The sequence below is a fragment of the Aeromonas sp. genome (genome assembly GCF_050633025.1).
Lineage (GTDB): Bacteria > Pseudomonadota > Gammaproteobacteria > Enterobacterales > Aeromonadaceae > Aeromonas.
Map to the genome: position 1 here is coordinate 21,849 of NZ_JBODRQ010000011.1, position 26,241 is coordinate 48,089.

Genomic DNA, 26,241 nt, shown 5'->3' on the forward strand with positions numbered 1-26,241 from the left:
TTGAGAGGATTGCAACCCTTACCCTGACAGAGTCACACCATGCCAAGCGGATTAAAAAATTCCCGACAGCTCGTTACCCCGAAATGGTCGCTGTTGGGTTGTGGCGCCCTCGGCGGCGTTTTTGCCTCCCTGCTGACCCAGAGTGGTCAATCCACCTGTGTCTTGTTGCGCGAACATCATAAGTCCACGCTCCATCCGGGGATCGATTTCACTTCGTTGGAGGGGCATGTCCAGCTGCTCAATATCGAGCGCGGATTTGTCAGCAAACCCGGCAAGATCCAGCGTCTGCTGGTGATGACCAAGGCCAGTCAGGTAATTGCCGCACTGACGCCGCTGTTGGGTAAGCTCGATGCCGGCGTGCCGATCGTGCTGCTGCACAACGGGATGGGGATTGCCGAGCTGGTGGTCGAGATGTTCCCGCACAATCCGGTGATTGCCGGTGTCACCAGCCATGGTGCCATGCAGTGCGGCCATTTTGTCTTCCGTCATACTGGCAAGGGGGAAACCTGGCTTGGCCCGATCAACGACGCCGCCAAGGCCCATGCCGCTCTGGCTGACGAACTGGCGCTGGCACTGGGTCAGGCTGGCTGGGATGAGCAGGTATTGACGCGCCAGTGGCAAAAGCTGGCCATCAACTGTGCCATCAATCCCCTGACGGCCCTCTACAAGCTGAAAAATGGCGAGCTGGCGGGCCCCCGTTTTGCCGATGCCCTGCAGCAGATCTGCGTGGAAGTGGCGGATGTGATGTGCGCCGAAGGAGTTGCGACCACGGCAGAGGAGTTGCAGCGTCGGGTGCTGACAGTGGTGGAGCTGACCGCTGACAATTACTCCTCCATGCATCAGGATATGGAGCTGGGACGCGAGACCGAGATTGAGGCGATCACCGGCTTCCTGCTGGCCAAGGCTGCCCGGCATGGCATTGCCGTACCGGTCAATCAGGGGCTCTATCAGGCGATCAAAGAGAAGAGTCAGGTCGCCTGATACGTTACATGGCAGAGCAAGCAGCAAGGAGGCGAACGTGAGTGTACTGGTGCTGGTGGCCCCCGGGTCGGAAGAGATAGAGACGGTCGCCATTGTCGATACCCTGGTGCGAGCCAGCATCGAGGTGGTGCTGGCTTCTTGCAGCCCCGCCGGATCCCGGCAGGTGAAAGCATCGCGCGGGGTACAGCTGGTGGCCGATTGCCATATCGACGAGCTGACCCGCCGGGACTTTGAAGCCATCGTGGTGCCCGGCGGCTTGCCCGGCAGTGAAGTGATCCGCGATACCCCGCTGGCCATCGATCTGCTCAAAGAGCAGGCCATCCTTGGTCGCTGGCGCGCAGCCATCTGCGCCGCTCCTGTGGTGGTGTTGCAACATCACGCTCTGCTGGGTGATGCCATCGTCACCTGTCATCCCGGCTTTCAGCCCCGACTACCGACATCGCAGCTGTCACATGAGCGGGTCGTCAGGGATGAGGCTCATCGCCTTATTACCAGTCAGGGGCCGGGCAGTGCCATCGAGTTTGCGCTCGAACTGGTCCGGGTGCTGCGTGGGGATGAGGTGGCGGCCACTGTCGCTGGCCTTATGGTGCTGCCTTGAGCGCACTCTGTTGCTGAATCCAGCTGGCCATACTTTGAAAAACGGGCCCCGGTCATCTTGATCGGGGCCCGTTTGTTATCTGCCGTTGTCGGTCACGCCATCTTGTCCGGCTCAGTAGTCGTACTGTGAGCACTGTTTTTTGTTGTACTCAGTTTTCCAGCGTGCCAATTCTTGCTCTGTGCCGAGCTTGTCCCCTTTCTTGATGGCCTGTTCCAGTATCTCAATCCGGTCGTACAGCCAGCGGCACTCTGCCGTCGGGTTGTTCTTGCCGATGCCGGTCAGCGGCAGCAACCCGAGTCCCAGCCAAAGATATTTCATCCCGAACGCTCCTTGTCATTGTGGTAGTAAAGGTCTCCTTGGAGTCTACCACTTTAGCCGCAACGAGAGAGATAGAGCTGCGGTTATCCTTGGGGTAAGATGATGCCGTGTCTGTTTATTTATACAGTGGTATGCGCAAGATCATCCATATCGACATGGACTGCTTTTTTGCCGCGGTGGAGATGCGCGACAATCCGGCGTTGCGGGAGGTGCCGCTCGCCATTGGGGGAGCCTCAGAGCGGCGCGGCGTCATCTCGACCTGCAACTACGTGGCGCGCCGGTTCGGGGTGCGATCCGCCATGCCGAGCGCCCTGGCGAAAAAACTCTGCCCGCCGCTGGTACTGATCCCTGGGCGGATGGCGGTGTACAAGGATATCTCCCGTCAGCTCAGGGCCATTTTCCTGCGTTATACCGATCAGGTTGAACCGCTGTCGCTGGATGAGGCCTATCTCGACGTGACCCACAGTCGCTGTTGTGGTGGCAGTGCCACCCTGATGGCACAAGAGATAAGGCAAGCCATCGTCACCGAACTGGGCTTGACCGCCTCGGCCGGAGTGGCCCCTAACAAGTTTCTCGCCAAGCTCGCCTCGGAGCAGCGCAAGCCCGATGGTCTGTTTGTCATTCGCCCCGACGAGGTGGCCGAATTTGTCTGCCAGTTACCCCTCGGCAAACTGCCCGGGGTGGGGCGCAAGACTGCCGAGCGGCTGGAGGCGCAGGGGCTTTACACCTGCGAGGATGCGTTGGCCTTGTCGGGACAAGAGTTGTGCAGTCGTTTTGGCAAGCTGGGGGAGATGCTGGCGACCCGGATCCGGGGAGTGGATGAAGAGCCGGTGCAGGCGCACCGGATTCGCAAAACTATCGGGGTGGAGACCACCCTGGCGAGCGATGTTTGTGAAGAAGCCGCCTGCCTGACGGTATTGCAGCAACTGCTGCCGGAGCTGGAGCGGCGATTTCAGCTGGCGTGTCCTGCCGAGCAGGTGATGGGACAGGGGATCAAGCTCAAGTTTGCCGACTTCCACCAGACCACAGTTTATCGCAGTCAGGGTGGCTATCAGCCAGCTTTGTTTGTCCCCCTGCTCAAGGAGGGGCTACTGCGGGCGAAAGGGCGTTCGGTTCGTCTGCTGGGATTGGTGGTGGGTTTGCCAAAAGAGGGCGAATTGAATCAACTCTCACTGGATTTGTTGTGATCTAGTTAAATTCATCCTAATAAGATCGGTAGCCTATCCATATCTGTATGACGCAGGAATATTGACATGAGTGCTCTTTCTGTACAGGGACGGATCACCCTGATCGCCGGTTGCTGTCTGCTGGTCACGGCCGCGGCGCTGGTTATCTCCTCAATTTATAATGCCAACAACATGCAGCAACAGGTGCGACAAGCCACCTTGTACGAGGCGCAGCAGTCGGCCGAAAACTGGATGAAGGCGATGGGGGCGGAACAAGCGGCCAAGGTGACCAGCTACCTTGATGAAGCTTATTTCCGGGCCAGCTTGCTGGCAGATAGCGTGCTGTTCCAACGCAAGAATGCGGCGGAGAACTTTGTCCACTCGCAGGCGCTGCGTAGCGCCGTCAACCAGCAACTGCACGATGCCGTTGCCTCATCGACCAACCTGCTGGGTGTCTATGCGGTGTTCGAGCCTGATCAGCTGGATGGGGAAGATAGCTATTATCAGGGATCCACGGCGCTGGGTTCCAACGACAGGGGGCGTTTTTCCAGTTACTGGGCCTATGACAACGGCAAGATAGAGCCGGAAGTGCAAAATGAGGATGTACTGGCCGATGAGAGCCTGACCGAGGCCGGTGGAATCGAAAATGAGTGGTATCGTTGCAGTATTCGCACCCGGGCCCTCTGCTTGCTGGAACCCTATCTGGACGATGTTGGCGACAAAAAGGTATTGATGACCTCGGTGACGATCCCGCTGCAGGATCAGGAGACCTTGCTGGGGATGGTTGGGGTCGATATCTCGCTGGCTACCTTGCAGAGTCTGGTCAGCACCATGGATAAGGCGCTCTATGACGGCCAGGGTCGAATCTTGCTGGTCAGTCACGAGGGGCGTGTAGCGGGTGCCGATGAGTTTGACGTGGTTATGGGGCGCAGGCTGGATCAGAAGTATCAGGGGTTGGCCAGTGAGTTGCAAGGCTGGCTCAGCCAGGGTCAGGTGCTGACTCGCTGGAGCCGCGATGGCGCCCTGTTGCAGAGCTTTGTCCCTGTATCCATGCGTGGTACCGACCGTAAATGGGGCATCTATATCGAATTGCCTCGGGGCGTAGTGTTGGCCTCGGCTCAGCAGCTACAGGATGACCTGATCAGCGAAGCCAATCGTAGCCTGGTCTCGCAACTGTTGGTTGGGGCGCTGATTTCGTTGGTGGCCTTGAGCTTTATCTGGTTGATGGCGCGCCAGATTGTGGCGCCTATTCGTGCCGTCGTTGCCCGCCTTAAAGATATCGCCAGTGGCGAGGGGGATTTGACCCAGCGTATCGAGATCCAGCGGCAAGACGAGATTGGCGAGCTGGCCATCTGGTTCAACAGCTTCCTCAACAAGCTGCAATCCACCATCAGTCAGGTGATTGATATAGTCTCCGGCACCCGTAACAGTGCCGAGCGCGCGGCGCAGGTGGCTGAGCGCACCAGCAGCGGCATGCAGACCCAGTATCAGGAGATAGACCTGGTGGCAACGGCATTTGAAGAGTTGAGCGCCACGGCGTTGCAGGTTTCCGGTAATGCTGGCTCGGCGGTAGAGGTTGCCAACTCCACTGATACTGCGGCGCAAGAGGGCAAGTATGTGGTGGCCGATACCCGGGAGGCGATGCGCAAGCTGATGAACATCATCAACGATGCCCAACCGGTGGTGGAGCGGCTCTCGGCCAACAGTGAAAACATCAATGATATTCTCATCGTGATCCAGGGGATTGCGGAGCAGACCAACTTGTTGGCGCTCAATGCGGCTATTGAAGCGGCGAGGGCCGGTGAGCAGGGCCGTGGCTTTGCCGTGGTGGCCGATGAAGTGCGCAATCTGGCCGGTCGTACCCAGAATGCTATCGTCGAGATCCAGACGTTGATTAGCCAACTGCAATCCGGTACCAGCGCCGTGGTCAAGGCGATCCGCGATGGTCACGGTCAGGCTGATGAGACGCTCGCCAAGGTAGATCTTTCGGTACAGGTGCTGGAGCAGATCATTCATTCGGTCTCCACCATCCATCAAATGAACGAGCAGATTGCCCGGTCGGCACAGGAGCAGAGCAGGGTGGCGGACGAGATCAACCGCAACGTCAGCAACATTCGAGATGTGAGCCATACCATTCGGGCCGAAGCGGCGATGTCCGCCGAAAATGGGCGCGAGCTTTCTGCACTGGCGGACAGACAACAGCAACTGGTGGGGCAGTTCAAGGTATAGAAGGGATGAAAAAAGGCGCCATCCAGCCGGAGGCGCCAAACACATTCAGATGACAGACTGGGTCAAATCGGGAGGATTTGAGCCCTCTTCCCGCAGAGGAAGAAACACAACACCACAATCACTGTCGAGAGCCTCACGAAAAACACATGCAAACCAACATGTAGTAGAAGAAGTGCGCCATATGACAACTGATTGCGGGGTGAATTATGTTTATTCACTGGTCGACCCGCAACCGACAAATTATAATGCGCCCCATTAGAAAAACTCATCGTCGGCTGGTGTCATGTCTCGTCGTTTACCTCCGCTCAATGCCCTCAAGGCGTTTGAAGCCGCGGCTCGTCACTTAAGCTTTACCCGCGCAGCAGAAGAGTTGTTTGTGACTCAGGCTGCCATCAGTCACCAGATCAAGGCGCTGGAGGAGTATCTTGGCATCAAGTTGTTCCGCCGCAAAAACCGCTCCTTGTTGCTGACCGAAGAGGGGCAGGGCTATTTCCTGGATATCAAGGACATCTTTGCCTCCATCTCTGAGGCGACCGACAAGCTGCTGGCCCGCAGTGCCAAGGGGGCGTTGACTGTCAGTTTGCAGCCGAGTTTCGCCATCCAGTGGCTGGTGCCGCGGTTGGTCAAGTTCAGCGAGCGCCACCCCGATATCGACGTGCGGATCAAGGCGGTCGATCTCGACGAAGGGTCGCTCACCGACGATGTGGATGTGGCCATCTACTACGGGCGCGGAAACTGGCCTGGTCTGCGCTCGGACAAGCTCCATACCGAATACCTGATCCCGGTCTGTTCCCCCTTGCTGTTGACCGGGCCCAAACCGCTGCGTACGCCGCAAGATTTGACTCTTCATACCTTGCTGCACGATACCTCCCGACGTGACTGGAAGGCTTGGTTCCGTCAGCTCGATATCGATGCCCCCAACGTCAATCAGGGGCCCATCTTCAGCCACTCCACCATGGTGATTCAGGCGGCGATCCACGGTCAGGGAGTGGCACTCGGCCACAGCGTGCTGGCTCAGCCCGAGATTGAGGCCGGCCGCCTTATTTGCCCGTTCGAACAGGTGCTGGTTAGTAAAAATGCCTTCTATCTGGTGTGCCAGGAGCTGCAGTCGGATCAGGGCAAGATCGTTGCCTTCCGCGACTGGATGCTGGAGCTGGTGGAGCAGGAAGAGGCGCGTCGCAGGGCAAGGCTCGCCGATGCATGAGGTGATCCGCGAGGGGGCAGTTGATGCCCCCGTTCGCATTTTGCTGGCCCACGGGGCAGGCGCGGGGATGGATCACGTTTTTCTTGCCGAGTTGTCACGCCTGCTGGCTGGCCCCGACATCGAAGTGGTGCGCTTCAACTTCCCCTATATGAGCAAGCGAGCTCTGGATGGCAAGCGTCGCCCGCCAGACCGGCAACCTGTCTTGCTAGCCCACTGGCGCGAGATGGTGCGGGAATTTGCCCATCACCGGCTGTTTCTGGCTGGCAAGTCGATGGGAGGGCGGATGGCGGCCGAGATCAGTGACGAGATCTATTGCGAGATGAATGCTGCAGGTTTGCTCATTCTCGGGTATCCTTTCCACCCCCCGGCTCGGCCCGACCGTTGGCGGGGCGAGGTTCTCAAGCAGATCAAGACGCCGACCCTGCTGCTGCAAGGGGAGCGCGACACTTTCGGTTCTCGCGTCGAACTGGCCGATTTTCCTTTCTCATCCGCCGTATCGGTTCACTGGCTGACCGATGGTGATCATGGTTTCAAGCCGAGAAAGAGCAGTGGTCTTTGCGAGCAGGATAATCTGCAACAGGCCGCCAGCCGGATACGGCAATTCGTTGGTGTTGTGCCGGTGCCGGTTTGACGCATCGGGGAATTACAGAAGGAGAGTCAGGATGAGTATCCATCGATACTGGCTGGTGCTGGCCGGTTTTTTCGGGCTGACGGCAACCATGCTGGGGGCTTACGGCGCCCATGGACTGGCCGCCACCGGCATTTCTCCCGAGCGTCTGGCGGCCTTTAATACCGCCGTGCAGTATCAGTTTTTTCACGCATTGGCCCTGTTGGTACTGAGTTGGTGCGGGGGGCGCAGCAGGGTGATCCACCTGGCTGGCACCGCTTTTGTGCTGGGGATCCTGGGATTCTCCGGCAGTATTTACGCCATGGTGCTGCTTGGCAGCAAAGGGCTGGGGTTGATTACCCCGGCCGGTGGCCTCTGTTTTATGTTGGGATGGGCGGCCCTCTGCTGGGCTGGCTGTCGTCTTGGAGGAAAAAATGAATAATCTGCTGCTTTATTGCCGCCCCGGTTTTGAGAAAGAGGCGGCTGCAGAGATCACCGAGCGTGCCGGTAACATGCAGTGCTACGGTTTCGCCCGGGTCAAGGACGACAGCGGTTATGTGATCTTCGAACTGTATGACGAGGAGCAGGCGGACCTGCTGGCTCGCAAGCTGCCGTTCCGCGAGCTCATCTTCATCCGCCAGATGCTGGTGGTCACCCATGAGCTGAAGGATCTGGATGTCGCGGACAGGATCTCCCCCATCCTTGAGGCGGTGAGTGACTACACCATTTGCGGTGATCTGCGGGTCGAAACCGCGGATACCAACGAAGCGAAAGAGCTGTCGGCCTTCTGCCGCAAGTTCACCGTGCCGCTGCGTCAGGCGCTGCGCAGCAACGAGATCCTGACCAAGAAGGAGACGCCGAACCGTCCGGTGTTCCACGCCTTCTTTATGGCCAATGATCATGTCTTGTTGGGCTACTCCTATTCGTTCAACAACTCCGGATTCCACATGGGGATCCCGCGCCTGCGCTTCCCGGCCGATGCGCCGAGCCGCTCCAGCCTCAAGCTGGAGGAGGCGTTTTACGTGTTCGTGCCGCGGGAAGAGTGGGATGTGCGTCTCTGCTCCGGCCTGAAGGCGGTGGATCTCGGTGCCTGCCCAGGTGGCTGGACCTATCAGCTGGTGCGTCGTGGCATGATGGTGACGGCGGTCGACAACGGCATGATGGCTCAATCCCTGATGGATACCGGTCAGGTCAAACATGTGCGCGATGACGGCTTTGTCTGGCGTCCAAGCAAGAAGAACACCTACTGGCTGGTGTGCGACATGGTCGATAAACCGGCGCGGGTCGTTCACATGATTGCGGACTGGTTCCGGGAGAATGATTGCCAGGAGGCGATGTTCAACCTCAAGTTGCCGATGAAGAAGCGTTACGCCGAATCAGTGCACAATATCGAGGTATTGCGGGAGATGCTCAAGGAGATCGACAACGCGTTCGTGATCCAGGCCAAGCAGCTCTATCACGATCGGGAAGAGATCACCGTGCATGTTTACAACAAGTACTGGGTCTCCAAACTCGAGCCCAAGGCGTGATGTAGCCGTCCTGCCCGTACGATAAGTATCAAGGCCGACAGGGAAACCTGTCGGCCTTTTGCTATTCGGGGGCAAAAAATCAGAAACGGTAATCGAGGCGTAGGGATGATTCATCGTCAGTCACCTTGATCTCGATCTGCAGCGGGATGGTTTTGTCGACCGGATTGAATTGCATTTTGATGCCATCCCCTCTCAGTCTGATTGCCGTATGCAGTCCACCGGCTTTGAACTTGACCTTGGGTCTGAAGCGTTCAACCGACAAACTGATGCTCTTTTCCGGGGTCAGATTGAGCTGAGGGTAGGAGGTGATCTTTTGGTTACCAAAGTTGTCGGTGGAGACTTCAATACCAAACGACAGGGGTTGGGGCGCTTTTAGCAGATCGTTGGTATCCAGGCTCGAGCGCCATACCTCGGTGGCAGTCCGTTTTTCCTGCTGCGGCAGTTTGGCGGTCAGGGTTGGTTGAGCCTGTTCGAAGGCACTGGCTGTGCCACAAACCAGCAGCAGACCCGACACCAGATAGCACCCATATCCCTTCATGAAAAACACTCCCTGTTCTTCTTCTCTATTGAACATAGTTGCGGTTTCGGGAGTGGCAAAGGAATCGTAAACATAAAAAAGGGAGCCGAAGCTCCCTCTTAAAATCAATGAATTAACTCACTCACAGTCTATCGATGATGGCTTGGGTGAATTCGCTGGTGGAAGCCGTGCCACCCAGATCGCGAGTGACCCGATCACCGGATTCTATGGTGGCTCGTACTGCCTCGCGGATCCGCTCGGCTTTGTCCTGCATACCGAGGTACTCCAGCATCTGAATGGAGGCGAGGATCACCGAGGTCGGGTTGGCGATATTCTTGCCTGCTATGTCAGGCGCAGAACCGTGGACCGCTTCGAAGATGGCCGCGCCATCGCCGATGTTGGCGCCGGGCGCCATGCCAAGGCCGCCGACCAGACCGGCGCAGAGATCCGAGAGGATATCACCGAACAGGTTGGTGGTGACCATGACATCGAAACGCTCTGGGTACATCACCAGGTTCATGCAGGCGGCATCGACGATCATCTCCTCGCTCTGGATGTCCGGGTAGTGGCTGGCGATTTCACGGGCCACTTCGAGGAACAGGCCGGAGGTCGACTTGAGGATGTTGGCCTTGTGGATGATGGTGACCTTCTTGCGCCCCTCCTGGCGGGCCAGCTCGAAGGCGAACTTGACGATGCGCTCGGCCCCTTCGCGGGTGATGATACTCATCGCCTCGGCGCTCTTGTTGTCATCACTGCGCTTCTGCCCAGCACCCGAGTACATCCCTTCGGTGTTTTCACGCACCGTGATGATGTCGATGTTGTCGTAACGGCTTCTGGTGCCCTTGAAGGAGATGACCGGGCGCACGTTGGCGTAGAGGTTGAACTTCTTGCGCAGGGAGACGTTGATGGAGGTAAAACCACCGCCGACCGGCGTGGTCAATGGCCCTTTCAGGCTCACCTTGTTCTTCTCAATCAGATCCAGGGTAGCCTGGGGCAGCAGCTCGCCATGCTTCTCGAGAGCAACCAGACCTGCATCAGCATATTCGTACTCAAAGTCGCAGCCCGCATGGGTCAGGATCTGGATGGCTGATTCAATGATGCTGGGGCCGATGCCGTCGCCGGGGATCACGGTAATTTTTCTTTTGGACATGAGAGGGTTCCACTTCCAGGGTATAGGGGAGGATGGGGCTGCTTTATAGCATTTACTCAGCAAACCAACCACATTCCTTTACATTCTACTCACTTTTATCAACAGCGAGGGTGAGTCTCGTCATGGTTCACGCCCTTGTCTGCATTTTTGTTCGGCCATTTAGTCCGGCTGGGGCGGGTAGCGGATGTCCCGCAGGTTGAATCCCAGCACAATATCCCGCTGCAAGCGCACCAGCCGCTGGGCCAGCAGGGCCTCATCCTGATGTTGGCGCAGCTTGAGCAGTGGCTTGGCGGCGTCCTCTTGCTGGCAGGCCTCGAGCATGGCTGCCAGATTGCCATATTGCTGCAACAGCTGGGTGGCGGTCTTGGGGCCAATCCCCGGAACCCCCTTGATATTGGAACCGCTGATACCGGTCAGGGCCCAGAAGTCGACCAGCTGATTAGGCGCTACCCCATATTGCTGCTGGACGAAGGCCGCATCCAGCCAGCGTTTGTTGAAGTAGTCGCGCACCCGGATCTGCGGGCAGATCAGTTGGCAGAAGCCCTTGTCGGTGGAGATGATGGTCGCCTGATGGCCATGGCTGGCGATGCCGCTGGCCAGGGTGGCGATAAGGTCATCCGCTTCATCGGTCTCGGAGAGCAGGGCGTCGACCCCGCACTCCCAGAAGGCATCCTGCAGGGTCGCCAACCCCTCACGCAGTTCAGGGGGCATGGGGGTTCGCCCCTCCTTGTAGGCCGGATAGACCTCCTTGCGCCAGCTATGCACCTCGCCATCGCTCTCTCCGTCAAAGATCGCAATGACATGGGTCGGCTCGCTATTGGCCAGCAGCTTGCGGCAGGTATTGATAAGGTTGGCGCGGGTTGCAACCAGCGCCTGGGCAGGGGTCAGTGCCTGCTGGGCCTGTACCGCGTGCAGACGGCGAATGAGGTTGAGGGCATCGATGATGAGCAGGTGTGGCCGGATAGTTGACATGGGGCACTCTTGGCGGTCGGGACGCCCCATTGTAACAAACCGCTCGCCTTATGGGGGATTGATGGCAGTAGGGAGGGCATTGAGCCAATAAAGAGGGGCGCCGATGCGCCCCTCTGTCGATGATGTATCTGTAGCCTAGCGGACGATTTCGTAGCAGGGCACATACTGGCTGCCCGGCAGCTTCATCCGCTGCTGCTTGACGAAGCTCTCCAGCAGCTTGTCCATCAGGTGCATCAGCTCCTTGTCGCCGTGCAGCTTGAAGGGGCCCTTCTTCTCGATGGCGCGAATGCCCCCTTCCTTGACGTTGCCGGCGACGATGCCGGAGAAGGCACGACGCAGGTTGGCGGCCAGCAACTGGGGCGGCTGGTTGCGGTGCAGATCCAGACTGGCCATGCTGGCGTGATCCGGTTCGAAGGGGAGCTGGAACTCCGGCTCAATCTTGAGGGACCAGTTGAAAGAGTAGGCATCGCCGACCGATTTGCGGTATTCGCGGATTTTCGGCATCGCCTCTTTCATCACCCGGGCCACTTCCGGTGCATCGCCGACAATGATCCGGTAGAGCTTGGTCGCCGGTTCACCGAGGGTCGCCTTGATGAAGTCGTCGATGGCACGGAAGTAGTCGGCACTCTCTTTCGGGCCGGTCAGGATGATGGGCATCGGCTGCCGCTCGTTGGCCGGATGCATCATGATGCCGAGCAGATAGAGCAGCTCTTCTGCCGTGCCTACTCCGCCCGGGAAGATGATGATGCCGTGGCCCAGACGCACGAAGGCTTCCAACCGCTTCTCGATATCTGGGAGGATCACCAGCTCGTTGACGATGGGGTTGGGCGGCTCGGCCGCGATAATGGAAGGCTCGGTGAGGCCAATGTAGCGCCCGTTTCGTACCCGCTGTTTGGCATGGCCGACGGCGGCCCCTTTCATCGGGCCTTCCATGGCGCCCGGGCCGCAACCGGTACAGATGTTCAGCTCACGCAAGCCCAGTTCACTGCCCACCGCGCGAGTGTACTGGTACTCGATCTCGTTGATGGAGTGGCCACCCCAGCAGACGATCAGGTTGGGATCGGCGCCAGGCAGGATCACCTTGGCGTTGCGCAGGATGGCGAACACCACGTTGGAGATATGGGTCGAATTGGTGAGGTTGACCAGCCGGTTCGATTCAAGCTGGTTGGAGACGTAGAGAATGTCCCGCAGTACCGAGAAGAGGTGCTCCTGAATGCCGCGGATGATCTCGCCATCAACAAAGGCGTGCTCGGGGGCATTGAACAGCTCCAGCTTGACCCCGCGCTCGCGCCGGATCACATGAATATCGAACGATTTGAAACGCTCCAGTATCTCCTTGGAACTGTCGGTATGGCTACCGGAGTTGAGCACCGCCAGCGAGCAGTTGCGAAACAGTTGATAGATATCGCTGGAGGCGGTTTGCTTGAGACGATCCACCTCGAGCTGTGACAGCAGGTCCATGCTGCCAACGGGATTGATGTGCGTAATCATAACTTCCCCTTTCACTCGCTTGTTATCGTTGTGTTTTTCCCTGGGGAGAAAAGGGGACGCCATGTTGCATCCCCTGAGATCGATAGTAGTGGTAACAGGGGGAGGAGGAAATAGGGTAGCGATTGTTAGCTGCTTTTTTCGCCAATTATCAGGCCAGCGTGACCTGATCCCGGCCACTGTTCTTGGAGTGATAGAGCGCCTTGTCTGCCCGTTCGAACACGTCCGAGGGGTTGTCACCATCCTGGAATAGGGTGGCACCGATGGAGATGGTGATCTCCACCTTGGCATCGCGAAAACGGAACGGGATGCTCTTGATGGTCTGGCGCAGGGTTTCCAGCGGCTTCTGGAACTTGTCCGGGTTGATATTGGGCAGCAACACCACGAACTCTTCCCCACCAAAACGGGCGATGAAATCGGTGTCACGCAAGGCACTCTGCAGCGCCTTGGCGACCACTTTCAGCGCCTTGTCACCGGCCATATGGCCGTAGTTGTCATTGATGTTCTTGAAGTGATCGATGTCGATGATCGCCATGCAGAGCGGAGTTCGATAACGAAGCCAACGTTTGTACTCCTGCTCCAGCCGTTCATCGAGGGCGGCCCGGTTGTGCACCTGGGTCAGACTGTCGAGGAACAGCTTGTGTTTTTGAATGGTCAGCCGCTTCTTGTACTCGGCGGTCTCCTCCTTCATCAAGCGCAGCTTGGACTCCATGGTGGAGAGGCGGGTGAGCAGGTGACGCTCCCGTGCCGCCGTGTTGTCACGCTCTTGCAGTAGCTGGTTGATGGCCCCCATATGACCAGAGATGGCGTGCTTGAGCGAATCGATGGAGTGATGGCTGGCCAGAGAGTGATCGATAGCCTGCAATTTGCTAACCAGCGCCTCACGAGTCTCTCTTGTTTCGTCTTGCAGTGCACGCCCCTCATCGAGTGACTCGGTAAAGCTGACATGCACCGCAGACAGGCTCTCGTTGAGGCCGCTTAGGAAGGTACGGGAGGCTTTGCGTTCCTCGCGGGTGCCTTCGATGATGAGCTCGATCACCTGCAGGCAGGTTTCCGCCAGCAGGGCAGGGTTGATCCCGATCAGCAGTTGGCGGCGAATGTCGCTCAGGCTCTCGCCGATGGCACCGGCAAAGTCGAGTTCGGTGATGAGACGCTGCAGCTCATCGGCGATACGGGCGTGATCCTTGAGATCAAACGGGTCGACATCAGTCAGGCCATTGCAGCTGGTAGTATCGTTTTCATGTTGGGCTGCACCCGACGGAGCCTGTATGGACGGGTTTGGTTGCAGCTGGATCTTGATTGCCTGCTGGTAGAACTCAAGCAGCTTGATCACCTTCTTCTGGTGAGCGGCAATACCGTAGCCAGTCGGACTTGTCAGAAATTCCTTGAGGGCGTTGTGGGTCTCTTCGGGGAAGTCCTTGATGGTTTGCAGCTGTTTGGAGCCAAGTTCGAGGGCGGTCTGAGTCAGGTTTATCGACTCTTCCAACGCATTGTTGTGCTGCTGCAGCAGTTTTTCAATGGCCAGCAGATCCTCATCCAGTGCGGTAAAGGCGGGATTGTTATCCAGTTTCTGCTTGAGCCTAGCGAAGCGATTGTCCAGCTCGCGGTCGAAGCCGCGGCAAGAGAGCATCAGCTTGTTGATAAACTGGATGCCGCGGGCACGCTCTGCATCGGAAAAAGACAGCACTCCATCCAGCTCCAGTTGTTTCTGCTGAAGGGATTCCCTGAGCCTGGCCAATTGTCCTGCTACGGTAGCGATGTCATTCATTATCAGGTCGCCCTGTTGTCATTATTGTTTTTGGTGTCGGATAGCAACAGTGGTCGAACCTGGTTTCGAGCCTCGTCTGTTATCTACATTGCCTGATGGTTATCGGCAGCTGGCTCTCGTGCCAGGCTGTGCCAATTAACCCATTGCTTTTCATGAGAAGAATTGACTTTTACCAGTCCCTTGTCAATTGCCATCAGGGCGCATTGCCACACATCCCCATTAAAAAATGCCGCCTGTTGGCAATCGATGGCCGCGAGCTCCAGCCAGGCGTTTTGCTGGCTTTTTTCACTGGCCTGAATGGCTCCTGATAGGGCGAGGTAGCAGAGGTCAAACAGACCATGGTGATCGAGCGCAGTCGCCGCCTTGGGCAGGAAGGGGTGACTGACAATCCCGAGGCTGATCCGGCGATCCAGTGGATAGGCGCAAGGGAAGGCGGATATGGCTGCCAGCAGATCTCCCGCCAGTTGATGCAGGTTGGTGACGTGGCGCTGTGGCACCACATAGAGCAGATGCCCTTCACGCAAGTCATAGATACGGCCATCTTGCGGGGTCAGGGTGTTTATGTAGGCGCCGAAGGCCTGCTCGATTTCACTGCTGGCCTGATAGCCGTGGCGCTCCAGCGTATTGACCAGAAAAGGCACCCGGAACAGCAGGTAGTGCAGCTTGTCATCAAATTCGCTGGTTGGCTGTTCACTGAGATACCAGCGCTCCGATTTCAGCTGGCGCTTTGCCATCTCCCGCGGCCAGCGGTTCATCAGCCGCTGCCAGTTGGCCAGCCCCGAGCGTGGCTCGATCAGCAGGGCCTCATTGGTCCGTTTTAGTTGCAGGCGGGCAGTACGCAGCTTGAGCCAGAGGGTGAAGAAGAGGTAGATAAAGAGCGCCAGCAGCAGGCTGGTAGTGATACTCGACCAGAGATAGCGCTCCTGCTGGTGCTGGCTGTTGTTAAGCCGCTGCTCCAGCTCCTTGATATGCTGCACCCGTTCGATCTGGACATAGTTATCGCGGATCGCCGCTTGCTCCATGGCCAGCTCCTGCTGGCGCACCTCCTCGCCAAGGCGATGGAAACGCTTGTAGCTGTCGAGAGCCTGGCGCAGGTATCCCTTCTGTTCATAGGCAAGGGAGAGCAGGCGGAAAACCTCGTACTGGCGGCGAGTATCGCCAAGCTGATTAGCCAGTGCCCGGGCATTCTCCAGCTGCAGGATGGCGATGGCGGCCTCCTGTTTCTTCAGATAGAGCTCGCCGAGCAGCAGCAGGGTGTCGAGCAGCGGCTCCTTGGCATCGTTCAGCTCATGGGACTGGCGGGCCGAATTGAGGTAGTTGCTGGCCAGCGAGAGGTTGCCGCTTTGCAGATAGGTTTTGCCAATCTCGTACTTGAGCAGGGAGGCTTGCGGCCGGTTGCTCCCCTCATCGAGCAGGTCCAGTGCATTGAAGAAGTAGACCAGCGCCATATTGAGGTCACCCTGCTCCCGGTTGAGTCGTGCCAGTACCATCAGGGCGTCGCACAGCAGAACGGGGTTGCCGATGGAGTGGAAGTAGTTGGCCGCCTCATTGGCATACTGCAGCGCTTTCTGAGGCTCCTGCTCCTGTTGGTAGAGCTTGACTATCTGGTTCGACAGCAGGCCGAGAAAGAGCGGATCATCGAAGTTTTTGGCCTGTTGCTGGGCATCGATATATTCCCCCAGCGCCAACTGTGGTTGCTGCAGTGCACGATAAAGGTCGCCGCTGATGGCGCTGACCCAGGCACTGGCGAGAGGATAGGAACTCTTGGCAGCCCAGATCCGTGCGTCTGCCAGATTGTTTTTGGCATCATCGAAGTGGTGGTTCTCGATGTCGTAGCTGGTGCGTTGCAGGCGGCCATAGACCTGCAACTGGCTCTGCTTGAGAGGGGGGGCGGCCAGCTGTTTGTCCAGTTGATCCATCAGGGCTCGGCTGGTGCTCTGGTTATCCGGCTTGAGGGCCTGACTGCGGATCTTGAGATAGAGGCCGTGGGCCTTGAGCGCCGGTTGCCGCATTTTGTCTGCCAGCGTCATCGCCTCATCGAGTGCTTGCTGGGTAGCCTGATATTGGCCCAGTTGCAACAGACACTCCCCCTTGAGCATATGGGCGCCTATGGTCTGGGTCACAGTACTGTAATTCAGGAGGGGTTCGCGATAACCGAACTCCTGGCGATTGCTGATCGTGTGTTGTGGATTACTGGCTGCGCGGGTCAGGAAGGCGGTAGTGATCTGAACACATCTGGCAGGATCGGTCAGTACAATCGATTGCGCCTGTTGCAGATCGACAGAGAGTTGCTCCTTGTCCAGATCCAGATCCGGAGCTGACAGGGAGGACATCATCATGGCCAGAAAAAACAGTTGATTCATTGGATTAAGGACAGCACAGGGGTGAGGGCATGTTATCCAACGCCCCCCTGTGCGTCCAGAGTTTACTCATGCTTCCCCTGCAGATAAGAAGAGGGCTTCCAACCAATGTCTGCTCTGATTTGTTATCTCTGCCTGTATTACTGACGGATCAGCCGCAGATTGGCGGGCACCGCTTCGAAATTGGAGCGGAACGGGTTGATGTCGAGGCCGCCACGACGGGTATAGCGGGCATAGACGGTCAACTGCTCAGGCTGGCAATAGTGCTTGAGGTCGATAAAGATCCGCTCGATGCACTGCTCGTGGAACTCGTTGTGCTGGCGGAACGAGATGAGATAGCGCAGCAGCTTCTCCCGATCGAGTTTCGGCCCCTTGTAGCGGATCACCACAGAGCCCCAGTCTGGCTGGCTGGTGACCAGACAGTTGGATTTGAGCAGATGGCTGTGCAGGGTCTCTTCTACCTGCTCGCTGCTGGTGGCGCCTTGCAGCAGATCAGCATCAAATTCGTAATTGTCTACCTCGATATCCTGCTCGTCGATGCACTCGCCGGGCAGGGTTGCGATCTGGTGCGGGGCCTTGTCGAGGGGGAACAGGGTCACCTTGACCGGCTCGCCGGCGCAGGCGCCGAGATCTTGCTCCAGCAAGGCCACCACCGCATCGATGGAGTCGTAACGGGTCTGATTGAAGGAGTTGAGGTAGAGCTTGAACGATTTGGACTCGATAAGATTCGGGCTGGTGGCTGGAATGGTCACTTCGCCCACGGCCACCATCGGTTTGCCCTTGGCGTTGAGCCAGGAGAGCTCATAGAGGGTCCAGACATCGCAACCTGTAAAGGGCAGATTGTCGTCCAGCTGGAGGTCATCCCGGTTCAGGCTGCGGGGGACAGGTTGCAGCAGGGAGGGGGTGTACTGGCTGATGTAATCGGATTGCTGGCCCAGGCTCAGGCCGGTCAGGGCGCTGGCCCCGGCGTATCTATCTTGTTTGCTCACAGGGTTGCTCACGTAATCTGCTCATGATGAGTGGAATGAAACGGGCCATTGCAGGGCCGGATGGTTGCAGCCGTTTGGCTTGGGCGTCGGCCTCTCTGTATCCCGGGGTCTGTTTCCCGGGTCGCAAGGTCGGCTGGCAACCTTGTCTGTTACCGGGTTTGGTGGTGCAATAGCGGACTTTGCCAGCAATTGTGGGGATTTTCGATGTCGGATCAAGTTTTGTCTGCCCTGGAGCACTTTTTTGCCCGCTGGCAACGGGATGGCGAGGCCAGACGAGGCCTGCCCCTGTGCGAGTGGGAGGCGGACTGGCGTTCCCCCTGCCAGCTTGGTGAGCCTGCCGATGGTCGGGTGGCCTGGCGCCCTCACCCGCGCTCCGAGCCCGGCGATTTTACAGCCATGGCCGATGCCCTTGAGCTGACAATTCATCCCAGCGCCATTGCCCTGTTCGGGCACTGGTTCAGCCGCCCCATCCCCTGCCTTTTCAAGGGGCTGCGCCTTGAACTGATCCTGCCGTGGAACGAGGAGGATCTCGACCTGCTCAGGGAGAACCTCATCGGCCACCTGCTGATGCTGCGCAAGCTAAAACGAACCCCCTCCATCTTTATTGCCACCACCCGCAACGAGATGACGCTCATCTCGCTGGATAACGAGAGTGGTCAGGTGTGGCTGGAGTGGCTCGATTCTGGTCGCCGTCTGCCGCTGGCGCCCTCCTTGTCAGCATTCCTCGAACGGCTGGAGACTTTGCCTGCCTAAACACCATAACACATTGAAAAAATGTAGGTTCGATTAGCCGCGAAGCGGCGTAATCGGACGCGGTAACATCATCTCTGGGGTGACAACCTGATAGCACCGTATCGGATACCGCCCCTCAATCCTTGAAATCCCAGGAGAGGTTGGAGACCAGGCGGCAGCTGTCGCACTTGAAGTCGAAGATCTCGTGTAGCGGCTCTGCCAGCGCCCACTCACCGCCACAGCTGGGGCAGGGGCGCGCCTTCTCCTCGGCGGCGCTCAGCCCGCCCACCCGATAGAGGTAGTAGTAGGTGGGGATGCCGCTCAGCACTTCAAGCCGCTTGGCGAGATCGCTGCCGCGCCGGTAGAGGCGGCTGCCCACTTCGCCGATTTCGTGCAGCGCCGCATGTTCGGCGATGGAGCCGTTCATCTGCAACTGATCGCACGCCTCCCAATCCTCCTGCCACTTGATGATCTGTTTCTGATCGCCGTTGGCGACCGCGGGCAGTTGGTAGAGCGGAATGGGGGCGAAGTGGTCGCCACAGCGCAGCGGCGAGCAGGTATGCAAAAAGCTGGTATAGAGCAACATCCAGTTCGGCCGCTTGCCCTGCTCGCCGCAAGGGTCGGTGCTGTCAGACAGTAAATCTGCCCCCTGCAGCTGGAGCTTCGGCGCCAGCAGCCCGGCCTGATTGAGCTGCTGTTCGGCCAGTCTGACCTGATCGCTCTGGTTGTCGGGGTGCAGGCTATCTTGCTCCGGGCAGACTACCTGACTGACGAAATAGCCGTTGTGCATGCTGGTGGGGAACTCCCGCCCGAGGATCTGGCCCTGATAACGCAGCATGTCGAGGTAGTTGACGATGGCCCGCTCGGCCTCGCCAAGGGAGGTATCGCGGTAACACTCAAAGCAGAGTTCGACAATATACATGGTTCAGCCTTGCCCCTGCTGGATGAGTAGGTCGGTCAGGCGATCCACCTTCTGTTCGATGCGTGCGAGCTGTTCGGCGAGTTGCTGCAGGGTGAGCTCCGGCGCTGGCTGAGGCACAGCCTCTGGCAGGATCTCGCTCTCGGCGGTCGCGACGGGCTGCTGCTTCCACTGGCTCAGCACTTTCAGCAGCTCGGCCATCGGCACGGGCTGGGTGAGGCGGGCCTTGATCATGGCGGTGGTGGGCGTCAGGCCCTTGGCGGCCAGCTCGTTGGCAATTCGGATGATCTCGTGGGCGGACATAAGCATGCTCTGGGTGAGAAGGGGGGATCGATATCGGGGCGGGATCTTAACCAAAGCCGGCAGGGGAGGAAAGGGGCGGGCGGTTAGCGGGGCTGGCGCAACATCACATCGAGCTGGTCGATCGCCTCGCACCAGTCGGAGTCGTTCCACAGGGCGTCGCGCAGAAAGCTGGCCTGGGCGGCGTTCCAGAAACCGGCCTCCGGCAGCAGGGTTTCATTGTCGAGGTGATGGTCGTGCACAAAGCGGTGCAGGCTCAGCTCGTCGTTGGCCATCCCGAGCTGGGCAAACAGGGCTGGCAGATCGTGGACAAGGGGTTTCATCTCGTCTCTCCCTTTGTTTAATCCCTGAGATTATAGACAGGCATAGCCTCCGGGCGCAGAGACGAGATTGGGGATCAGGCAGAGGGGATGCGATGGGGTGGCAGATCAACGCCCACGACGTGCAGCCCCTGCATCTTGAGGGTGCCCTGATAGTGGCTCTCGCCATCGCTGGAGAATTCAAACTGATAGTGGGTCAGCAGCCGCAGGGGATTATGTGCCAGCTCCCGCCGATGGCGAGCCAGTGACAGCAGTTGCAGATCATGGTGCTGGCAGTAGCGGCGCATGTATTGCCAGGCCACTTCTGCCTGTTGGCGTTGCAGCCAGAACAGGCCGGCTACGGCAATCAGCAACAAAATTCCGAGCATCTCTCCCATAGGCGGGCTTCCTTATCGTGATGTCGATAACCGGGAGTCCTGCTCGGCACTCCCGATCTCCTTTTCTATTTCCCGCCGTGCTGCCTCGTTGCGTGAGGGTGAGGCGAGGGATCAGGCTGAGGCAAACAGACGGCCGATGGCCTTGCCCAGCGCCTCGCTGCGGTCGGGGTCGCGCAGTCTGGCCAGCATATCATTGCGCAGGGCCGGTAAAGTGACCAACTCGGCAAAAACCTGATTGAAGAACTGGGTCGGTTGCAGTGCCAGCTGTTCCAGATAGTCGCCGAGCAGATTGGCATCTTTCAGATCGGGCCAGAGCCGACCGGCAATGGCGAGCAGCAGCGCCGGGCTCGGCTGAGTTTGCAGCAGGGTCAGCAGCTTGTTGGTGCGCAGCGTGCTGCCGGGGCAGGAGGCCATGGCGCGGCAGAGGTAGGCCAGGGTCTCAGGGTTGGGGGCGGCGCACTCCTGCTCCTTGCCGATCCGCTCAAGCAGGGCGCCTTGTACTGCCGGCGGCAGCGGGGCGTTTTCAAGGCTCTGGCAGAGGGCATAGAGCGGCTCTTGCGGCAGTTTGGGCAGCGCCTTGCAGATCAGCGCCAGATTGCGCTCATCATGCAGTCGCTCGGCCAGATCGGCAAAGCCCTGCAGCCCCAGCGTTTGCCAACCGGTGTCGCTCGGGGCAGCCAGATAGTGGCAGAGGGCATCGTAATAGGCAGAAGGGGCCTGTTCCAGCTGGCGCGCCAGCTTGGCGTGCAGACTGGCCATCTTGGCCTCAGCCGGGCGGAAGGTGTAGGGATTGTCGGCCAAGCGCTGTGCCTTCTCTTCATCCAGGTCGCCGGTCAGCTTGTAGCCCAGGGTCTCCACCACCTGATCCATGAACAGCTTGGGGCCGTTTGACATCAGCAGGCCGCGCTCATCGAGGGCAAACTTGAGGAACCAGAGGTAGTGGCGAGACTCGCTCGGCTGGAAGAAGTGCACACCGAGCCAGGCGTGCTGTTGCAGCGGCCAGGGGTAGGGCTCCTGCTGCTGTTCGATGCGGACAAAGGTGTCGCTTGCCAGTGGCTGCACCTGGCGGCCCATGTCAAACAGCTGGAACTGGGTGCCAGCCTGAGTCAGAAATTCGGTCAAGGTATTGATGGCAGTAGGCGTCGCAGACATGGTGAGATCCGGCTAATGGTGATGCGGGCCGATTATAAGGCCCTTGCCGAGGATAGCCAGTGGCAGCAGACGCGCGTTGCGGCTGATATCAACATGGCAGGCATGCGGGGGCAGGTGTATAGTATCGCCCTTTTTTAACGGCGGCAGGCCGTGCTGGCTGCCGTGTATGTCGACGAGCCGGCTGAATCGCCGGTGCTGCGCGACCGAATGTACCGGCATCCTGGCTGACCCTGTCGGGTCAGCGGATCAATCTGTGGTGATGAGGAAGAGAGCGAGATGAATCAATATTTGCTGGTAGCTGGCCTGTTGGGGGAACTCACCGCCGAGTTGCAGCGCCTTGAGCGCTGGCAAGCTGACCATCCCGGTGACGAAGCCCTGGCAAGCACCCTGCCTTTTTGTGTCGATACCCTGAGCTTTGATCAGTGGCTGCAGTTCGTGCTGATCCCGCGCATGGAGCAGCTGGTGATGTTGCAGGCTCCGCTGCCCACCAGCGTTTCCCTCTATCCCATGGCCAGCGAAGTCTACAAAGAAGAGCTGGCCGAGGTGGAGGCGCTGCTGCGCCTGATCGCCCGCTTCGATCTGCTGCTCTCCGGCAAAGTGAGCGAGCAATGATGCCAGAGCAAATGCGAGAAGAGAGTGACTTGAAGCTGACCCTGCTCTATCAGGATGAGTGGCTGGTGGCGGTCAACAAGCCCTCCGGTCTGCTGGTGCATCGCAGCTGGCTCGACAAGGGCGAGACCCGTTTTGCCATGCAGATGACCCGGGATCTCATCGGTGGTCGCCATGTCTATCCGGTGCATCGCCTCGACCGTCCCACCTCTGGCGTGCTGCTGTTTGCGCTCGATCCGGTGATTGCCCGCGCGTTGACCGAAGCCTTTACCCAACGTCAGGTGCACAAGGAGTATCTGGCATTGGTGCGCGGCTGGGCGCCCGAGCAGGGGGTGATCGACTATCCCCTCAAGGAACAACTGGACAAGATTGCCGATGCCATGAGCAACCCGGATCGCCCGGCGCAGGATGCCGTCACCACCTTCCGTCGCCTGCATCAGGTCGAGCTGCCCCACGCGGTATCCAAAAAGCACCCTACCAGTCGTTACAGTCTGGTCAGATTGTTCCCGAAGACCGGCCGCAAGCATCAGCTGCGCCGCCATATGGATCACCTGTTCCACCCCATTGTCGGGGATACCACCCACGGGGATGGTCGTCACAACCGTTTCTTTCGCGAGCACTTTGGCTGCGAACGGCTGCTGCTGGTGGCCCGCACCCTGAGCTTTACCCATCCGGTGCTCAAGGTGCCGATGCGGATCCATGCGCCACTCGGTCAGGATGTGCTGCGCCTGTTTGCCGAGCTGGGCTGGCCCGCCAGCGAGAGCGACTACTAAGCGCCTGCACCTCTACCCTGAACCGGTGGCATCTGACGCCAGCTTGCTGATAGAGTTGCTCAAAAGAGTGACTCAAGCAGGGAGAGGAGAATGGCGCAGATCGATATCGTGGTAGGAACTGTCTATGGCGCAGCCATGCTGGTGGCCGAGACCCTGGCAGATGAGCTGGAACGCAAGGGGCATCACTGTTCTTTGCACGAAGAAGCGCGGCTGGCGGACATCGACCCCGGCCGTTTTTTATTGCTGGTCAGTGCTACCACAGGGCAGGGGGACATTCCTCCCAATCTGCAGCCTTTTGCCAGCGAGTTGGCTGACAAGGCACCCTGGCTCAAGGGACTGCGTTATGCCCTGATTGCCATGGGTGACAGCAGCTATGACCATTTTTGTGGCGCGGGCCGTCGGCTGGACGGATTGCTGCAAGAGCTGGGGGCCACGGGAGTGATCCCCCCGCTGGAGCTGGATGCCTCCGTGCACGATGAACCAGAACAGGTGGCACTCAGCTGGCTGAGAAAGTGGGATATTCAGCCTTGAACATTCCCTGAAATAGAGTCATCACTCCCCTGCTCCTCAATCGGCAGGGGATGGTTATTTGCACAAATGTCATCTCACTCAGCAAGCTTATTCCCATGCTTATTGTCGATCGTGGCGGAGGGATATTTTCCCCTTTTGGCAGGCCATAGGCGTAATGGTTTCGAGCGCACCGCAGACCCCTCGTCCAAATAAAAGTTCCATCTTGAAAGCGATCTCAGTCATGTTTTTGTCATTCGATCGTAAAATAACGACTTTGGCTCAGCCGCAAATTAATTGCTGGTAACGCTTTCAGCTTTGCTATTATTGCCTTTTTTGCGTTTTCATTGATTTTTTATTGCCCCGCTTGTCGGTTTTTCATCTGCTGATGCTATGGCGAGCGTTTGCCGGGCGATTTGTCGCCATTTTGTGAGTCGCTTCATATTTGTCGTGAAGTAGGCTCCCTATAATCGACCTCGGTTATCACCAGCAGGATTGCGTGGTGGTAAGAAGTTGAATATTCAGGATCACACTCCTCACTGCGGGAAATAAGGAATATGACAATGAAAATGAAGTGGCTCCCGATTGCAGCAGCTGTTACTGCCGCCCTGGCTTCCCAAGCCGCCTTTGCCGTAGATTTCCACGGTTATATGCGTTCCGGTGTCGGTGTTTCCGATAACGGGGATATGCAGACTGACGTAAGCAAACAGAAAGTCGGTCGTCTGGGTAACGAGAACGATACCTACGGTGAAGTTCAGCTGGGCCAAGAGGTTTACAACAAGAACAACCAGACTTTCTATGTAGATTCAATGGTTGCTATGACTGCAAACCAGAAAACTGGCTGGGAGTCTACCAACGGTGATTCTGCACAATTTGTTGTTGCCCAGTTTAATGCCCAAGCCAAGGGCATGTTTGGTGGCAATGAGACCCTGTGGGCAGGTAAGCGCTACTACCAGCGTCATGACATTCATATCTCAGACTTCTACTACTGGAACGTATCCGGCCCAGGTGCTGGTGTAGAGAATATCGAGATGGGGCCTGGTAAAGCTTCCTTTGCTTGGGTTCGTAGTGATGAAGGCGGTGTAAATACCAATATTCTTGATGCCCGTTATGCCGGTATCCCTCTCTGGACTGATGCTTCACTGGAACTGGGTGTGGACTATGCCCTTGCTAATGACACTGGTGAGCAAAAAACTGCCATTAATACTTCAACTGGCGCTCAGGCAGGTGGAAGTTCCGACGGCGCAATGTTAACGGCTGAGTTGACTCAATCAATGCTTGGTGGTTTCAACAAGACGGTAGCTCAGTACTTCACCGATAGTTACAGCACTAATGCTGTGTACTATGGTGCCGGTGGTTGGACTAGCCAGAATGGTGATGGCGGTAATGGTTTCCGCTTGATCAACTGGGGTGTGCTGCCGGTTGGTGACAAGGTTGAGTTTGGTCATCAGATTGTCTACGGCCAGTCTGACAATGTTGTCATTGAAAAGAACAAGGTGAAGTATAAAGATTCAGATGCGGACACCTTCTCTATTGTTGTTCGTCCGATGTACAAGTGGAACGATGTGATGAAAACCATCGCAGAAGTTGGCTACTACAAAGACAATGAAACTCTGAATGGTGTGAAAACCAGTACTGATGGTGCCAAATATACACTGGCACAAGCTTGGTCTGCTGGCTCCAGCTTCTGGGCTCGCCCGGAAATCCGTGTGTTTGCCTCTTATGTACAGCAGGATGACACTTTCCGTCCGAGCACCACTGGTGGTCTGAAGCAGGACGATGCTTGGAACTTCGGTGTACAAGCTGAAGCTTGGTGGTAATCTCACCATCACCTGATATCAAGTCGCCCCCGCTTGTCGGGGGCTCTTTTTTTCAAGATGGCGTGTAGGGTATGCAGATGAAATATAGCAAGGTAGCGTTGACGATTTTGTGTTCCACTCTGATGACGGCGTGTGCGTCTCTTGAGGCTACTGTGGCTCCCACCCAGGAGTACAAGAGTATCCTCGATAGCCGTGCCAGCGCACTGCAGCAACTCGGCACCGCCACAGTATGTTGCTCTAGTATCAATGAGTTACAGTATCAGCCGTTGGCGGCTGAGCAGAAAAAAGTGATTGCTATTGATGGCAGCTCTCCGGCGTTCAACTTCCCGGAAGGCAAGAGCTATTACGCAGCGTTCAAGCTGCCGACCAATTCCGGCGATCTCAAGATCACAGTTGCTGGTCTGATCGACAAGACGTTGTTTAACCCCACTGTGTTGCTGTTGGACTCCCAGTTCAAACCGACTCGTACCATAGGTTCCGACATCATTACCTATAAGCCGGCCAGAATGCTGGATGGCGATCGGGTTGAAGGGGTCTTTACCATCGACCGCTCCTATGTTGGCAACCCGAACAACGAAACCTATATGGTGATTTACACTACTCAGGCAACTTTGAGCCAAACCACCCAAGCGATGAGCCCCTCCAAGATGATGGCCAAGTCATTGAGTGTGCAGGATTATGGCGCCAAGGATCCGCTGATCCCTCACTCTGCCTGGGGTGTGGTTAGCGTTGATGTGGAAGACATGAGCTCCACCAAGCTGGGTGATAACTTCTACAAACCGGTTTACCAGGAAGCGATCAATGCCAATACGCCGATCGTGGATACGACGCCCAACAAGCTGGTGGTGCCTGTCGC

General features: G+C 57.8%; 27 protein-coding genes. 14 read left to right on the plus strand and 13 right to left on the minus strand.

Annotation, left to right across the window (positions count from 1 at the left end):
• Positions 1–39 precede the first annotated feature (39 nt).
• The gene (locus tag ACRAUW_RS02995; protein WP_431361095.1) at positions 40–981 is read left to right on the plus strand and encodes a ketopantoate reductase family protein; all 942 of its coding nucleotides are present in this window, start codon (positions 40–42) and stop codon (positions 979–981) included.
• A gap of 37 nt (positions 982–1,018) precedes the next feature.
• Positions 1,019–1,579, plus strand: coding sequence for a DJ-1 family glyoxalase III (locus tag ACRAUW_RS03000; protein ID WP_431361096.1), 561 nt, complete (start codon positions 1,019–1,021; stop codon positions 1,577–1,579).
• A gap of 111 nt (positions 1,580–1,690) precedes the next feature.
• Here the strand turns inward: ACRAUW_RS03000 and ACRAUW_RS03005 are convergent, their stop codons facing one another.
• A complete protein-coding gene (locus ACRAUW_RS03005; protein ID WP_042657203.1) occupies positions 1,691–1,897 on the minus strand; it encodes a hypothetical protein in 207 nt (68 codons plus the stop codon).
• 131 nt (positions 1,898–2,028) lie between these two features.
• Between ACRAUW_RS03005 and dinB the strand changes: the two genes are divergently transcribed.
• From dinB to rlmM, 6 genes are all read left to right on the plus strand, one after another.
• Complete coding sequence (dinB, locus tag ACRAUW_RS03010; RefSeq protein ID WP_431361097.1) at positions 2,029–3,084, plus strand: DNA polymerase IV; 1,056 nt, start codon at positions 2,029–2,031, stop codon at positions 3,082–3,084.
• A 66-nt stretch (positions 3,085–3,150) separates the two neighbouring features.
• The gene (locus ACRAUW_RS03015) at positions 3,151–5,292 is read left to right on the plus strand and encodes a methyl-accepting chemotaxis protein (protein ID WP_431361098.1); all 2,142 of its coding nucleotides are present in this window, start codon (positions 3,151–3,153) and stop codon (positions 5,290–5,292) included.
• Between the two features lie 283 nt (positions 5,293–5,575).
• The gene (locus tag ACRAUW_RS03020; protein WP_431361099.1) at positions 5,576–6,496 is read left to right on the plus strand and encodes a transcriptional regulator GcvA; all 921 of its coding nucleotides are present in this window, start codon (positions 5,576–5,578) and stop codon (positions 6,494–6,496) included.
• The gene (locus ACRAUW_RS03025) at positions 6,489–7,127 is read left to right on the plus strand and encodes an alpha/beta fold hydrolase (protein WP_431361100.1); all 639 of its coding nucleotides are present in this window, start codon (positions 6,489–6,491) and stop codon (positions 7,125–7,127) included. Before ACRAUW_RS03020 ends, ACRAUW_RS03025 begins: the two co-directional genes overlap by 8 nt.
• Before the next feature lie 31 nt (positions 7,128–7,158).
• Positions 7,159–7,545, plus strand: a complete 387-nt coding sequence (locus ACRAUW_RS03030) for a DUF423 domain-containing protein (RefSeq protein WP_431361101.1) — start codon at positions 7,159–7,161, stop codon at positions 7,543–7,545.
• Positions 7,538–8,632, plus strand: a complete 1,095-nt coding sequence (gene rlmM, locus ACRAUW_RS03035; RefSeq protein WP_431361102.1) for a 23S rRNA (cytidine(2498)-2'-O)-methyltransferase RlmM — start codon at positions 7,538–7,540, stop codon at positions 8,630–8,632. Before ACRAUW_RS03030 ends, rlmM begins: the two co-directional genes overlap by 8 nt.
• A 79-nt stretch (positions 8,633–8,711) precedes the next feature.
• On the opposite strand, the gene ACRAUW_RS03040 is transcribed toward rlmM, so the two are convergent.
• From ACRAUW_RS03040 to queF, 7 genes are all read right to left on the minus strand, one after another.
• Positions 8,712–9,170 carry a hypothetical protein gene (locus tag ACRAUW_RS03040; RefSeq protein ID WP_431361103.1) on the minus strand — a complete coding sequence of 153 codons (459 nt, stop codon included), beginning with the start codon at positions 9,168–9,170 and terminating at the stop codon, positions 8,712–8,714.
• Between the two features lie 121 nt (positions 9,171–9,291).
• Positions 9,292–10,299 (minus strand): isocitrate dehydrogenase, encoded by a 1,008-nt coding sequence (locus tag ACRAUW_RS03045; protein WP_005349723.1) that lies wholly within the window; start codon positions 10,297–10,299, stop codon positions 9,292–9,294.
• 159 nt (positions 10,300–10,458) lie between these two features.
• Positions 10,459–11,271, minus strand: a complete 813-nt coding sequence (xni, locus tag ACRAUW_RS03050) for a flap endonuclease Xni (protein ID WP_431361104.1) — start codon at positions 11,269–11,271, stop codon at positions 10,459–10,461.
• A gap of 135 nt (positions 11,272–11,406) precedes the next feature.
• Positions 11,407–12,762, minus strand: coding sequence for a nucleotide 5'-monophosphate nucleosidase PpnN (gene ppnN / locus ACRAUW_RS03055; RefSeq protein WP_019445906.1), 1,356 nt, complete (start codon positions 12,760–12,762; stop codon positions 11,407–11,409).
• Between the two features lie 148 nt (positions 12,763–12,910).
• Positions 12,911–14,527: a diguanylate cyclase gene (locus ACRAUW_RS03060; protein WP_431361105.1), complete on the minus strand. Its 1,617-nt coding sequence runs from the start codon at positions 14,525–14,527 to the stop codon at positions 12,911–12,913.
• A gap of 83 nt (positions 14,528–14,610) precedes the next feature.
• Positions 14,611–16,890: a tetratricopeptide repeat protein gene (locus ACRAUW_RS03065; protein ID WP_431361106.1), complete on the minus strand. Its 2,280-nt coding sequence runs from the start codon at positions 16,888–16,890 to the stop codon at positions 14,611–14,613.
• A gap of 137 nt (positions 16,891–17,027) precedes the next feature.
• Positions 17,028–17,876 carry an NADPH-dependent 7-cyano-7-deazaguanine reductase QueF gene (queF, locus tag ACRAUW_RS03070; RefSeq protein WP_431361107.1) on the minus strand — a complete coding sequence of 283 codons (849 nt, stop codon included), beginning with the start codon at positions 17,874–17,876 and terminating at the stop codon, positions 17,028–17,030.
• 204 nt (positions 17,877–18,080) lie between these two features.
• On the opposite strand from queF, the gene syd reads away from it, so the two are divergent.
• The gene (gene syd / locus ACRAUW_RS03075) at positions 18,081–18,629 is read left to right on the plus strand and encodes a SecY-interacting protein (protein ID WP_431361108.1); all 549 of its coding nucleotides are present in this window, start codon (positions 18,081–18,083) and stop codon (positions 18,627–18,629) included.
• Positions 18,630–18,744: 115 nt separating this feature from the next.
• Here the strand turns inward: syd and ACRAUW_RS03080 are convergent, their stop codons facing one another.
• The 5 genes from ACRAUW_RS03080 to ACRAUW_RS03100 all read right to left on the minus strand — a co-directional run bounded on the left by ACRAUW_RS03080 (position 18,745) and on the right by ACRAUW_RS03100 (position 21,676).
• Positions 18,745–19,530, minus strand: coding sequence for a Zn-ribbon-containing protein (locus tag ACRAUW_RS03080; RefSeq protein WP_431361109.1), 786 nt, complete (start codon positions 19,528–19,530; stop codon positions 18,745–18,747).
• 3 nt (positions 19,531–19,533) lie between these two features.
• Positions 19,534–19,830 (minus strand): DNA-binding protein, encoded by a 297-nt coding sequence (locus tag ACRAUW_RS03085; RefSeq protein WP_309507620.1) that lies wholly within the window; start codon positions 19,828–19,830, stop codon positions 19,534–19,536.
• A gap of 83 nt (positions 19,831–19,913) precedes the next feature.
• On the minus strand, positions 19,914–20,150 hold the full coding sequence (locus ACRAUW_RS03090; protein WP_064337107.1) for a DUF2789 family protein: 237 nt from the start codon (positions 20,148–20,150) through the stop codon (positions 19,914–19,916).
• A 74-nt stretch (positions 20,151–20,224) separates the two neighbouring features.
• Complete coding sequence (locus ACRAUW_RS03095; RefSeq protein WP_005338600.1) at positions 20,225–20,524, minus strand: DUF3301 domain-containing protein; 300 nt, start codon at positions 20,522–20,524, stop codon at positions 20,225–20,227.
• 111 nt (positions 20,525–20,635) lie between these two features.
• Positions 20,636–21,676: a DUF3549 family protein gene (locus ACRAUW_RS03100; protein ID WP_431361110.1), complete on the minus strand. Its 1,041-nt coding sequence runs from the start codon at positions 21,674–21,676 to the stop codon at positions 20,636–20,638.
• A gap of 276 nt (positions 21,677–21,952) precedes the next feature.
• Here ACRAUW_RS03100 and ACRAUW_RS03105 point away from each other — a divergent pair, with 276 nt between their 5' ends.
• The 5 genes from ACRAUW_RS03105 to ACRAUW_RS03125 form a co-directional block, all read left to right on the plus strand.
• Positions 21,953–22,288, plus strand: a complete 336-nt coding sequence (locus ACRAUW_RS03105) for a YqcC family protein (protein ID WP_431361111.1) — start codon at positions 21,953–21,955, stop codon at positions 22,286–22,288.
• Entirely contained in the window at positions 22,285–23,058 is a 774-nt protein-coding gene (truC, locus tag ACRAUW_RS03110) for a tRNA pseudouridine(65) synthase TruC (protein ID WP_431361112.1), read from the plus strand. The genes ACRAUW_RS03105 and truC overlap by 4 nt, the downstream gene beginning before the upstream one ends.
• A 90-nt stretch (positions 23,059–23,148) precedes the next feature.
• Positions 23,149–23,589: a flavodoxin gene (locus tag ACRAUW_RS03115; RefSeq protein ID WP_431361113.1), complete on the plus strand. Its 441-nt coding sequence runs from the start codon at positions 23,149–23,151 to the stop codon at positions 23,587–23,589.
• A 539-nt stretch (positions 23,590–24,128) separates the two neighbouring features.
• Complete coding sequence (locus tag ACRAUW_RS03120; protein WP_431361114.1) at positions 24,129–25,385, plus strand: maltoporin; 1,257 nt, start codon at positions 24,129–24,131, stop codon at positions 25,383–25,385.
• A 152-nt stretch (positions 25,386–25,537) separates the two neighbouring features.
• Positions 25,538–26,241, plus strand: a 704-nt coding sequence (locus tag ACRAUW_RS03125; protein WP_431361115.1) for a MalM family protein, incomplete at its 3' end; no start/stop codon positions are given.

Bases quoted from the DNA above. Each gene is read 5' to 3' on its own strand.
- ACRAUW_RS03090 (WP_064337107.1), bottom strand. From the start codon at position 20,150: ATGAAACCCCTTGTCCACGATCTGCCAGCCCTGTTTGCCCAGCTCGGG.
- ACRAUW_RS03080 (WP_431361109.1), bottom strand. From the start codon at position 19,530: ATGTATATTGTCGAACTCTGCTTTGAGTGTTACCGCGATACCTCCCTT.
- ACRAUW_RS03115 (WP_431361113.1), top strand. From the start codon at position 23,149: ATGGCGCAGATCGATATCGTGGTAGGAACTGTCTATGGCGCAGCCATG.
- dinB (WP_431361097.1), top strand. From the start codon at position 2,029: ATGCGCAAGATCATCCATATCGACATGGACTGCTTTTTTGCCGCGGTG.
- ACRAUW_RS03020 (WP_431361099.1), top strand. From the start codon at position 5,576: ATGTCTCGTCGTTTACCTCCGCTCAATGCCCTCAAGGCGTTTGAAGCC.
- ACRAUW_RS03120 (WP_431361114.1), top strand. From the start codon at position 24,129: ATGAAAATGAAGTGGCTCCCGATTGCAGCAGCTGTTACTGCCGCCCTG.
- ACRAUW_RS03025 (WP_431361100.1), top strand. From the start codon at position 6,489: ATGCATGAGGTGATCCGCGAGGGGGCAGTTGATGCCCCCGTTCGCATT.
- ACRAUW_RS02995 (WP_431361095.1), top strand. From the start codon at position 40: ATGCCAAGCGGATTAAAAAATTCCCGACAGCTCGTTACCCCGAAATGG.
- ACRAUW_RS03105 (WP_431361111.1), top strand. From the start codon at position 21,953: ATGAATCAATATTTGCTGGTAGCTGGCCTGTTGGGGGAACTCACCGCC.
- ACRAUW_RS03030 (WP_431361101.1), top strand. From the start codon at position 7,159: ATGAGTATCCATCGATACTGGCTGGTGCTGGCCGGTTTTTTCGGGCTG.
- ACRAUW_RS03060 (WP_431361105.1), bottom strand. From the start codon at position 14,527: ATGAATGACATCGCTACCGTAGCAGGACAATTGGCCAGGCTCAGGGAA.
- ppnN (WP_019445906.1), bottom strand. From the start codon at position 12,762: ATGATTACGCACATCAATCCCGTTGGCAGCATGGACCTGCTGTCACAG.
- ACRAUW_RS03040 (WP_431361103.1), bottom strand. From the start codon at position 9,170: ATGAAGGGATATGGGTGCTATCTGGTGTCGGGTCTGCTGCTGGTTTGT.
- ACRAUW_RS03015 (WP_431361098.1), top strand. From the start codon at position 3,151: ATGAGTGCTCTTTCTGTACAGGGACGGATCACCCTGATCGCCGGTTGC.
- rlmM (WP_431361102.1), top strand. From the start codon at position 7,538: ATGAATAATCTGCTGCTTTATTGCCGCCCCGGTTTTGAGAAAGAGGCG.
- ACRAUW_RS03100 (WP_431361110.1), bottom strand. From the start codon at position 21,676: ATGTCTGCGACGCCTACTGCCATCAATACCTTGACCGAATTTCTGACT.
- truC (WP_431361112.1), top strand. From the start codon at position 22,285: ATGATGCCAGAGCAAATGCGAGAAGAGAGTGACTTGAAGCTGACCCTG.
- ACRAUW_RS03095 (WP_005338600.1), bottom strand. From the start codon at position 20,524: ATGGGAGAGATGCTCGGAATTTTGTTGCTGATTGCCGTAGCCGGCCTG.
- ACRAUW_RS03085 (WP_309507620.1), bottom strand. From the start codon at position 19,830: ATGTCCGCCCACGAGATCATCCGAATTGCCAACGAGCTGGCCGCCAAG.
- ACRAUW_RS03045 (WP_005349723.1), bottom strand. From the start codon at position 10,299: ATGTCCAAAAGAAAAATTACCGTGATCCCCGGCGACGGCATCGGCCCC.
- ACRAUW_RS03065 (WP_431361106.1), bottom strand. From the start codon at position 16,890: ATGAATCAACTGTTTTTTCTGGCCATGATGATGTCCTCCCTGTCAGCT.
- syd (WP_431361108.1), top strand. From the start codon at position 18,081: ATGTCGGATCAAGTTTTGTCTGCCCTGGAGCACTTTTTTGCCCGCTGG.
- xni (WP_431361104.1), bottom strand. From the start codon at position 11,271: ATGTCAACTATCCGGCCACACCTGCTCATCATCGATGCCCTCAACCTC.
- ACRAUW_RS03005 (WP_042657203.1), bottom strand. From the start codon at position 1,897: ATGAAATATCTTTGGCTGGGACTCGGGTTGCTGCCGCTGACCGGCATC.